The organism is Devosia sp., from assembly GCF_036406155.1.
Classification (GTDB): domain Bacteria; phylum Pseudomonadota; class Alphaproteobacteria; order Rhizobiales; family Devosiaceae; genus Devosia_A.
Genome location: NZ_DASWVV010000219.1, coordinates 1 through 9,818 on the forward strand (window position 1 = coordinate 1; position 9,818 = coordinate 9,818).

Below are 9,818 nucleotides of genomic sequence, written 5' to 3' on the forward strand. Positions count from 1 at the left end.
CCTGTCCGAGTTCCTGTCCGACCGGCGGGTGATCGAGACCAACCCGCTGATCTGGCAGCCCATCCTGCAGGGCATCATCCTGTCGGTGCGGCCGCGGGAGAGCGGCGCCAACTACGAGCGCATCTGGGACCGCGCGGCCAATGACAGCCCGCTGCGCGTCATCACCCGGCGGCAGGCCGAGAAGCTGCAGGCGCGCCTGGGCGACCGGGTGATCGTCGATTTCGCCATGCGCTACGGCAATCCCTCGACACCGTCGCGGCTTACGGCGCTGCAGCAGGCGGGCTGCCGCAGGATCCTGCTGGTGCCGATGTATCCGCAATATTCGGCAACGACGACGGGTACCGCCAACGACAGGGCCTTCGACAGCCTCAAGACCATGCGCTGGCAGCCGGCGGTGCGCACCATGCCCGCCTATTTCGACCAGCCGGCCTATGTCGAGACGCTGGCCAGGAGCATCGCCGAGGGCGTCGCGGCGCTGGATTTCGAGCCGGACGTGGTGCTCACCTCGTATCACGGCATGCCCAAGTCCTACCTCTTGGCCGGCGACCCCTATCACTGCCAGTGCCTGAAGACGACGCGGCTGGTGCGCGAGTACCTGGGCTGGCCCGAGGACAGGATGATGGTCACCTTCCAGAGCCGCTTCGGGCGGGCCGAGTGGCTGCAGCCCTATACCCAGGACATGTTCGAGACCCTGCCCAAAAAGGGCAAGAAGAAGATCGCCGTGGTCGCCCCGGCCTTCTCGGTCGACTGCATCGAGACGCTGGAGGAGATCGCCATCACCGGCAAGGAGCAGTTCGAGCACGCCGGCGGCGAGAGATACGCCTACATCCCCTGCCTCAACGACACCGAGCCGGCGATGGCCATGCTCGAGACGCTGGTACGCAACGAACTGGGCGGCTGGCTCTGATCCCAGGCCCCGTAGTCGGCGCCGTCTCCCCTCGTGGGAGAAGGCGGCGCGCAGCGTCGGATGAGGGGGCCGGAGGTCCGTGCGAAGTCGCAAAGCGCCCGGCTACGGCGTCGTCACCACCCCGGCGACGGCGTCGAGCATGCGCTCGGTGATCGCCTGGTCGAGGCCGAAATAGCCCGGCCACGGGTCCGGTTGTCCGGCGCGCATGGCCGCCGCAGCCAGCGGGAAGGCATCGGCCCGCTCGAGCCCGGCGACCTCGTCCCAGCCCACCGGCACGGCGCAGGGTGCCCCTGCGCGCGCCCGCGTCGACCACGGGCAGATGGCGGTGGCCCCGCGCTCGTTGCGCAAATAGTCGATGAACAGCTTCCCCTTGCGGCTGGCCTTGCTCATGCTGGCGACGAAGCGCTCGGGCTCGTCCGCCGCGAGGCGCTGCGCAAAGGCCTTGGCGAATGCCTTGACCGCCGGCCATTCGCTGGCCCGCCGCAGCGGCGCGACGACGTGGATGCCCTTGCCGCCGGTGACCATGGGAAAGCTCCCGAGCCCGCTGGCCGCGAGCCGGTCGCGGATGTCGACGGCGGCGGTGCGCACGGCGGCGAACTCCAGCCCCTCGTCGGGGTCGATGTCGAACACCAGCCGGTCGGGCCTTTCCAGCTGGTCGCGGCGGCTGCCCCAGATGTGGAATTCGAGCGTGTTCATCTGCGTCGCGGCGAACAGGCCGGCGGCGTCGTCGATGTAGAAATAGTCCTCGGTCTCGCCGTCCCGCTGGGTGATGGCGAGCCGCTTCACCTGCTCCGGGAAGCCACCGGAATCGTGCTTCTGGTAGAAGCAGCGCCCCGCGCCGCCGCGCGGGCAGCGCACAAGGCTGAGCGGCCGGTCGGCGAGGAAGGGCAGCATGCGCCCGGCGACGGCGGCGTAGTAGGCGACGAGGTGGGCTTTGGTGACCCCCTGCCGCGCAAACACCACGCGATCGGGGCTGGTGAGCCGCACGCCGGCCTCGGCGGCGGCCGCGATCCCCATCCGGTCTGTCAGCTCGGCCATGGCTTTGCTCCTGCGCGGTCCCGGCGGCGAAACGGGCCCGGCCCGGCGATCGTTCCGCTGCCGGGGGCGGGAAATGCGCCGGCGCAATATTGCGCGGGGGCAGCGGCCCACATACAGTCCGCCCGAGGCGGCACCAGGGCGGGGCTCCGGCAGCCGCAGGGGAGACTGTCATGGATTTTCTGGGGCTTGACGCCATGAGTACCGCCCTTGTCGCGCTGGGCGTGCTGGCCATTCTCGTGCTGTTCGCCGGCGCCAAGACCGTGCCGCAGGGATACAACTACACGGTGGAGCGCTTCGGGCGCTACACGCGCACGCTGAAGCCGGGGCTCAACCTGATCATCCCGTTCGTCGACGGCATCGGCAGGAAGATCAACATGATGGAGCAGGTGCTCGACGTGCCCCACCAGGAGGTGATCACCCGCGACAACGCCACGGTCACCGCCAACGGCGTCACCTTCTACCAGATCCTCGATGCGGCGGCGGCGGCCTACGAGGTGGCCCAGCTCGAGAACGCCATCCTCAACCTCACCATGACCAATATCCGCACGGTCATGGGTTCGATGGACCTTGATGAACTGCTCAGCCACCGCGACGAGATCAACGAGCGGCTGCTGAAGGTGGTCGATACCGCCGTCTCGCCCTGGGGGCTGAAGATCACGCGCATCGAGATCAAGGACATCGATCCGCCCAAGGACCTGGTCGAGTCGATGGGCCGGCAGATGAAGGCCGAGCGCGAGAAGCGCGCCCTGATCCTCGAGGCCGAGGGCAAGCGGCAGGCGGCGATCCTGCAGGCGGAAGGCGCCAAGCAGAGCCAGGTGCTGGAGGCCGAGGGCCGGCGTGAGGCGGCGTTCCGCGACGCCGAGGCGCGCGAGCGCTCGGCCGAGGCGGAGGCGCGGGCGACGCAGGTGGTGTCCGACGCCATCGCTGCCGGCGACGTGCAGGCGATCAACTATTTCGTCGCCAACAACTATATCCGGGCGCTGGAAAGCCTCGCCAAGTCGCCGAACCAGAAGGTGCTGATGCTGCCGGTCGAGGCCGCCAGCGTCATCGGCGCCATCGGCGGCATCGCAGAGATCGCGCGCGAGACCTTCGGCGGCGACGGCGGGGCGCCGCAGCGGCCGGCCCGTTCCGCCAGCCGCCCGCCGGCGACGCAGGGCCAGGAGCGCGGCGCATGAACCTGGTGGACGTGGCGGCGGGTAACGCCTCCTGGGCCTGGATCATCGCCGGCGTGATCATGCTGGCGCTCGAACTGGTGGTGCCGGGCGGCATCATGCTGTGGCTCGGCGTCGCCGGCATCGCCACTGGCCTCGTGCTGTTCGTGCAGCCGATCGCGTGGCCGCTGCAGTTCCTGCTGTTCGGCGTCCTGTCGCTGGTGCTCATCGCTGCCTGGCTGCGCTACGCCCGCGGCCGGGAGAAGCCCTCCGACCGGCCGTTCCTCAACCGGCGGGCCGAGCGCTATGTCGGCCAGGAAGTGGTGCTCGACGAACCGATCCGGGATGGCTTCGGCCGGGTGGTGCTGGGCGATACGACCTGGCGCGTGAGCGGCCCGGACCTCGCCGCCGGCCGGCGCGTGCGCATCACCGGGGCAGACGGGGCGGTACTCAGGGTGGAGCCGGTCTGAGGCGGGGTTACAGCGCCAGGTCCACCGGCACCGGGGGCGGCTCGAACAGCACGCGGATGGCGACGCGCTGGTTGGCCGCGAGATAGGGATCGTTGGGGAAGAAGGGCTCGGCGTCGCCGCGCCCCACCACCGAGCGGATGCGGCTGCCGGTCAGGCCGAACTCCTCGAGGATCTGGCGGGCGACATTGGCGCGGTCGAAGCTCAGCTCCCACTTGCCGTAGCGCGGCGTGTCGAAGCGGGCGCCGGCGGCGACGTGGCCGGAAATCTCGATCTGGTTGGGCAGCTGCTGCAGCGCCGGGGCCATGGCGGCGATGGCCTTGCGGGTGAGTTCGTAGGGGTATTTCGAGCCCTCGGGGAACATGGCCCGCCCGAGCTGGTCGGCAATGATGATGTCGAGCCCGTCCTTGGATTGCTCGAGCACGATGTTCTCGGCGATGGCGGTGATCTCGGGCAGGTCCTGCCAGGCCTGCTTGAGGCTCGCGGCGGCGAGCGCGAACTGGGCGGCGCGCTCGACCTCGGTGCGCTCGTCGGAATAGGTGTTGGCTTCCTGGCCCTGCGCGTCGTGCTCGGGGCGGTCGAGCGTGGAGAACTCGGTGTCCGCCGCGATCTCCTCGGGGGCGACATGCTTGAGGAATTCGCGCTCGGGGTTGCCGCGGCGCTCGATCATGCCGCTCATGGACGAGTAGGCGGCGATGCCGAAGGCGTTCTGCACCGAGCCCGCGGCCATGTTGAGCTTTTCCTGGTCCTGCACCGAGAAGCTCAGCAGCATGACGAAGAACGCCATGAGCAGGCTCATCAGGTCGGCGAACGAGATGACCCAGCTGCCGCCGTGCCCCCCCGAGAGTTGGATCTTGCGACGTGCCATCAGGCGGCCTCGAGCATCTTCTCGCGCGTGTGCAGCGGCAGGTAGCTCGCCAGTTCGTCGCGGATGGTGGAGGGGTTGCGGCCTTCGCGGATCATCACCAGCGCCTCGATGATCAGCGTGCGGTTGGTGCCTTCCTCCTGCGCCCGGTTGGCGAGCTTGTCGGAGATGGGCAGCGCGAAGACGTTGGAGATGGCGGCGCCGTAGAAGGTGGCGAGCAGGGCGATGGCCATGCCGGGGCCGATCTTCTTGGGATCGTCCATATGCCCGAACATGGAGACCAGCCCGATCAGCGTGCCCACCATGCCCATGCCGGGGGCGGTATCGCCCATGGCCTTGAAGATCTTGTGGCTGTCCTCGACGCGCTCGTGGTCGAGGTCGCGCTCGCGCTCGAGGGAGGCGCGCAGCGCCTCGGCCGAAAAGCCGTCGGCGATCATGCGCACGCCGCGCTGGAGGAACTGGTCCTCGATGACGATCTGCTCGAGCGCGATCGGCCCCTGGCGGCGCATAGTTTCGGCGATCTCGGCGATCTGGTCGATCAGCGCGATGGGGGTGACGCGCTTGTACAGCACCGCGCTCTTGAGGCCGAGCACGATGGCCGCGGCGAAGCTGCCCATGGTGTAGCGCACGAGGATCGCCATGGCCGTGCCGCCGAGCACGACGATGGCGGGCAGGATGTTGATGAAGCTCATCGGGCTGGATCCTTCCAGCAGGATGGCCGCGATCAGGACGACGAGGCCGCCCACGATCCCGATAACGGTAGCTATGTCCACTTCCTGGGCGCCCCCCGGCGTCGAAAATACGATGTAAAACGTGGGGTTCGATCATGGGGTGCCGGCAATAACATGCGCTTAAGCACCAGGGTTAACAGCCGGTTAGCGTCAGGGTTAACGCCCCGTTACCGCCCGGCCGGGACCCGCCGCAAGGCTTCGTTAACCATGAGCTGCAAGATTTGCCGGGGCGCGGTCCGCGCCGGAGATGCCATGCCGACCAGCGCCGCACCACGCCGCCTGCGCCTTCGCCTGGGCCTTGCCGCCGCGCTGCTGGCGGCCGGCGCGGCGCCGGCGCTTGCCGGTGAGCCGTGGCCGGCGGCCGCGACGCCGCCGTTGTCCGGCACCGATCTCGACTGGCGCCTGGCGCTGCGCGGCGCCTGGATCGCCGACGGCGCGGGGGGACGCTTCGAAACGCTGACGATTCCCGCCGTCACCTTCTCCCGCGAGACGCTGCGCGGCGGCTATTCCGTCTCGGCTGATGCCGAAATCGCCTTGGGGGAGGCGGGCGGCATCCGGCTCGGAGCGCTGCGGGCGGGGCTGGCCGGCACCTACCGGCTCGATGCGTTGATCGGGCTGGCGGGGCGGCTCGACCTGTCGCTGTCCCAGGACGACCCCGACGCGCCCGCTGATCCGGCCGGCACGGCCGCGGCGGCGCTGGTCGGGTCCGCGGCGGGGGAGGTCACGGTGAGCCGCGGCTTCGGCCGCTTCGACGCCGTGCTCCGCGCCAGCGCGAGCCGCTCCGTGCATGGCGAGACGACGCGCCACGACGGCGCGGTCATCGACAATTCCGACCAGGACAACTGGACCGCCGGGGCCGGCCTCAGGCTGGGCTACCGGGTGACGCCGATGGTTGCCGCCTTCGTCGACGGGCGCGCCGGCTATCAGCTCTACGATGTAGCCTCGCCCACCTATCTGGTCAGGCTCGATGCCGCGGATTACTCGCTGCGCGCCGGGCTGGCCGCGCGCTGGCGCGGCGTCCTCGAGGCCGAGGCCGCGGCCGGGGTCAACCTGCGCCGCTTCGCCGAACCCGGTTTCCCCGACCTCGTCACGACGCTCTACGACGCCAGCCTCAGCTGGCGTCCGGACGAGACGCTGACGCTGGGGGCGAGGGTCTCGACCGCCGTCGGCGCCCCGGGTCCGGAGGAAAGCGGCCTCGCGCGCGTCGCCTACAGCGCCGGCGCCGATCTGCGCTACCAGGCCAATGCCCGGCTGGCCGTGCGCGGCTCGGCCGGGTGGAGTTCGGCAAGCTTCGCGGGGACGACACGCAGCGAAACCGGCTTTTCGGCCGGCGCCGGGCTCGACTATCTGCTCAACGCCGGCACCACCCTCACCGCCGACTATGCCTACGGCGCCACCAGCGAGGACGCCGACGCGGCCCCCGACATCGAGCATCGCGTCACCTTCGGGGTGACGCTGGCGCGCCCGCACAGGGCCGCCATGACCGACTAGGCGCTACAGGTCGAGGTCGAGGGCGCGCAGCTCGCGGCGCAGGTGCCCGGCGAGGTCGGGGCGCTCGAGGGCAAACACCACATTGGCGGTGAGAAAGCCGATCTTGGAGCCGCAATCGAAGACGCGCCCCTCGTACTTGACGCCGGTAAAGGCCTGGGTGCGGATCAGCGTCTGCATGGCGTCGGTGAGCTGGATCTCGCCGCCGGCGCCGCGCGTCTGCTGGCCCAGCAGCCCGAAGATCTCGGGCTGCAAAATGTAGCGCCCGGAGATGAACAGGTTGGACGGCGCTTCGGCCGGCTTGGGCTTTTCCACCATGGAGGTGATGCGGAAGCCGGCGTCCGGCCCCTCGCCGCGCCCGACGATGCCGTAGCTGGAGACGTCGGCTTCGGCCACCTCCTCGACGCCGATGACATTGCCGCCGGTCGCCTCGTAGGCCTGCATCATCTGCTTGAGCACGCCGGGCCTGGCCTTGAACACCATGTCGGGCAGGAGCAGGGCGAAGGGCTGGTGGCCGACCAGTTCGCGGGCGCACCACACGGCGTGCCCCAGTCCCAGCGGCTCCTGCTGGCGCGTGAAGCTGGCCTGGCCGGCCTGCGGCAGCTCGCGCTGCAGTTCCTCGAGCTCGGCCGATTTGCCGCGTCGTTCGAGCGTCAGCTCGAGCTCGAACTGCTTGTCGAAATGGTCCTCGATGACGCCCTTGTTGCGGCCGGTGACGAAGACGAAGTGCTCGATGCCGGCCTCGCGCGCCTCGTCCACGGCGTACTGGATCAGCGGCCGGTCGACCACCGTCAGCATCTCCTTGGGCATGGCCTTGGTGGCCGGCAGGAAGCGGGTGCCGAGACCGGCAACAGGGAACACGGCAGTCCGCACGCGATTGGGCAAGGCTGGCTCCTCGAGGCTGTGAGCTGTAATCCTATGTCAATACGTCGGCCCTAGCATGCGCCGCATTAATTTCCGGTTGGAGAAGGGGATGAGCGTATTGGTGACTGGTGGCGCCGGCTATATCGGCAGCCACATGGTCCTGCAACTATGCGATGCAGGCGAGGACGTCATCGTCGTCGACAACCTCGTCACCGGCTTCGACTGGGCGGTCGACAAACGCGCCACCTTCGTCAGGGGCGATGCCGGCGACATGGACCTCGTGGGCGACCTCATCGCCCAGAACGGGATCGGCTCCATCGTGCATTTCGCCGGCTCCATCGTCGTGCCGGAATCGGTCGCCGACCCGCTCAAGTACTACGGCAACAACACCGCTGCTTCGCGCAACCTGCTGGCGGCCGCGGTCAAGGGCGGGGTCAGGCATTTCATCTTCTCCTCGACCGCGGCGGTCTACGGCATGGCCGGGCTCACCCCGGTTGGCGAGGACAGCCGGCTCGAGCCGATGTCGCCCTACGGCCGCTCCAAGCTGATGACGGAGATGATGCTGGCCGATGTCGCCGCCGCCCATCCCATCACCTACGGCGCGCTGCGCTATTTCAACGTCGCCGGCGCCGACCCGGCCGGGCGCAGCGGACAGTCGACGCCGGCGGCTACCCACCTGATCAAGGTGGCGGCGCAGGCGGCGCTGGGCCGGCGCGACCACGTCGACATTTTCGGCACCGATTTTCCCACGCCCGACGGCACCGGGGTGCGCGACTACATCCACGTCACCGACCTCGTGGCCGCGCACGCGCTGCTGCTCGGCTACTTGCGTCGCGGCGGCGCCAGCGTCACCCTCAATTGCGGCTACGGCCAGGGCTATTCGGTGCGCCAGGTGATCGACACGGTGCGCCGGGTTTCGGGCGTTTCCTTCGCCGTGCGCGAGGCGGCGCGGCGCCCGGGTGATCCGGCCTCCGTGGTGGCCCGGGCCGACAGGATCCGGGAACTCCTCGGCTGGACGCCGCAGCACGCCGGGCTCGAAGAGATCGTGCAGAGCGCCTATGAATGGGAGCGCGCGCTGCCGGCGCGGCAGCGCTGAGCCTGCCGGCTCCGAAATTGCGACGCAATTGCCGTGACAGGATGGCGGCCATGGAAATTGCCGCTCTCGCATATGGCTCGGCCTGCGGCCGATCCCGCCTCTCGGCGCGCTGCACCGGGGTCGGGGTCGGCGCGGCGTTCGGCCTGCTCGTCTGGCTGCTTGTCCTTGCCACCCCCACGCTCGCCCAGCCCGTCGAAACCTTTGACGCCTTCCTGCGCCACTTCGAGGCCAAAGCGGTCGCCGCCGGCGTCACGCCCGAAATCTACCGCCGCGCCACGGCGGGGCTGACGCCCGATCCCGCGGTCCCGGACCTCGTCACCTCCCAGCCCGAGTTCACGACGCCGGTCTGGGAGTATCTCGACAAGCGGGTGACGAGCGGCCGCATCGCGCGCGGCCGGGCGGCGCTCGCCGACCACGCGACGCTGTTCGCCGCCATCGGCGCGCGCCACGGCGTCGACCCCTATCTGCTGGGCGCCATCTGGGGCATCGAGACCGATTACGGCGCCGTGCTCGGCAACCGCAAGCTCATCCGCCCGGTGATCCGCTCGCTGGCGACGCTGGTGCACCAGCGTCGCGGACGGCTCGTGCAGGACGAGGCCGATTTCATCGCCGCCCTGCTGCTGGTGCAGCGCGAGAGAGTGGCGCCGGAGCGGCTGGTCGGCTCCTGGGCCGGCGCCATCGGGCACCTGCAGGTCAACCCGTCCAACGTCCTCGCCCATGGCAGCGACGGGGACGGCGACGGCCATGTCGACCTGCACGGTTCGCTCGCCGACGCGCTGGCGACCAGCGCGAAATTCCTCCGCGACCTGGGCTACCGGCCGGGTGTCGACTGGGGCTTCGAGGTCACCGTCCCCGAGGGTTTCGACTACACGCTGGCGACGCGCGAGCAGTTGCGGCCGATCGCCTTCTTCGCCGAGCGCGGCGTCGCCCGCGTCGGCGGCCGCGCCTTCGCCGATGCCGGCGAGCCGGTCTTCCTCTATGTCCCGGCCGGCCGCCACGGCCCCAAGTTCCTGATGACGGGCAACTATCTGGTGCTCAAGGGCTACAATTTTTCCGACAGCTACGCGCTGGCGGTGGCGCACCTGACGGACAGGCTTAAGGGGGCGGGCGACTTTGTCGCCGCGTGGCCGCGCGGTACCCGCTTTCCCGATCTCAGCCAGCGCCAGGCGATCCAGCAGGCGCTGGCCGCACTCGGCTACTACGAGGGGGTG

The 9,818-nt window shown here is 69.7% G+C and carries 10 protein-coding genes; 6 read left to right on the plus strand and 4 right to left on the minus strand.

Annotated elements, in window-relative coordinates; genetic code table 11:
• Positions 1-907, plus strand: a 907-nt coding sequence (hemH, locus tag VGD93_RS15340; protein WP_395013037.1) for a ferrochelatase, incomplete at its 5' end; no start/stop codon positions are given.
• Positions 908-1,009: 102 nt separating this feature from the next.
• Here the strand turns inward: hemH and ligD are convergent.
• Complete coding sequence (gene ligD, locus VGD93_RS15345; protein ID WP_395013038.1) at positions 1,010-1,945, minus strand: non-homologous end-joining DNA ligase; 936 nt, start codon at positions 1,943-1,945, stop codon at positions 1,010-1,012.
• Between the two features lie 194 nt (positions 1,946-2,139).
• Here ligD and VGD93_RS15350 point away from each other — a divergent pair, with 194 nt between their 5' ends.
• The gene (locus VGD93_RS15350) at positions 2,140-3,120 is read left to right on the plus strand and encodes an SPFH domain-containing protein (RefSeq protein ID WP_395013039.1); all 981 of its coding nucleotides are present in this window, start codon (positions 2,140-2,142) and stop codon (positions 3,118-3,120) included.
• Positions 3,117-3,566 carry an NfeD family protein gene (locus tag VGD93_RS15355; RefSeq protein WP_395013040.1) on the plus strand — a complete coding sequence of 150 codons (450 nt, stop codon included), beginning with the start codon at positions 3,117-3,119 and terminating at the stop codon, positions 3,564-3,566. Before VGD93_RS15350 ends, VGD93_RS15355 begins: the two co-directional genes overlap by 4 nt.
• Before the next feature lie 7 nt (positions 3,567-3,573).
• Here VGD93_RS15355 and VGD93_RS15360 read toward each other — a convergent pair whose 3' ends face one another.
• Both VGD93_RS15360 and VGD93_RS15365 read right to left on the minus strand, forming a co-directional pair.
• A complete protein-coding gene (locus VGD93_RS15360; protein WP_395013041.1) occupies positions 3,574-4,431 on the minus strand; it encodes an OmpA/MotB family protein in 858 nt (285 codons plus the stop codon).
• Positions 4,431-5,201, minus strand: a complete 771-nt coding sequence (locus tag VGD93_RS15365; RefSeq protein WP_395013042.1) for a motility protein A — start codon at positions 5,199-5,201, stop codon at positions 4,431-4,433. Before VGD93_RS15365 ends, VGD93_RS15360 begins: the two co-directional genes overlap by 1 nt.
• A 210-nt stretch (positions 5,202-5,411) precedes the next feature.
• Here VGD93_RS15365 and VGD93_RS15370 point away from each other — a divergent pair, with 210 nt between their 5' ends.
• A complete protein-coding gene (locus VGD93_RS15370) occupies positions 5,412-6,650 on the plus strand; it encodes an outer membrane beta-barrel protein (RefSeq protein WP_395013043.1) in 1,239 nt (412 codons plus the stop codon).
• A gap of 3 nt (positions 6,651-6,653) precedes the next feature.
• Here VGD93_RS15370 and galU read toward each other — a convergent pair whose 3' ends face one another.
• Positions 6,654-7,532: a UTP--glucose-1-phosphate uridylyltransferase GalU gene (galU, locus tag VGD93_RS15375; protein WP_395013044.1), complete on the minus strand. Its 879-nt coding sequence runs from the start codon at positions 7,530-7,532 to the stop codon at positions 6,654-6,656.
• A gap of 88 nt (positions 7,533-7,620) precedes the next feature.
• Between galU and galE the strand changes: the two genes are divergently transcribed.
• Entirely contained in the window at positions 7,621-8,607 is a 987-nt protein-coding gene (gene galE, locus VGD93_RS15380) for a UDP-glucose 4-epimerase GalE (protein WP_395013045.1), read from the plus strand.
• Between the two features lie 50 nt (positions 8,608-8,657).
• Positions 8,658-9,818: lytic murein transglycosylase (locus VGD93_RS15385; RefSeq protein ID WP_395013046.1), on the plus strand; the 1,161-nt coding region annotated here is incomplete at its 3' end.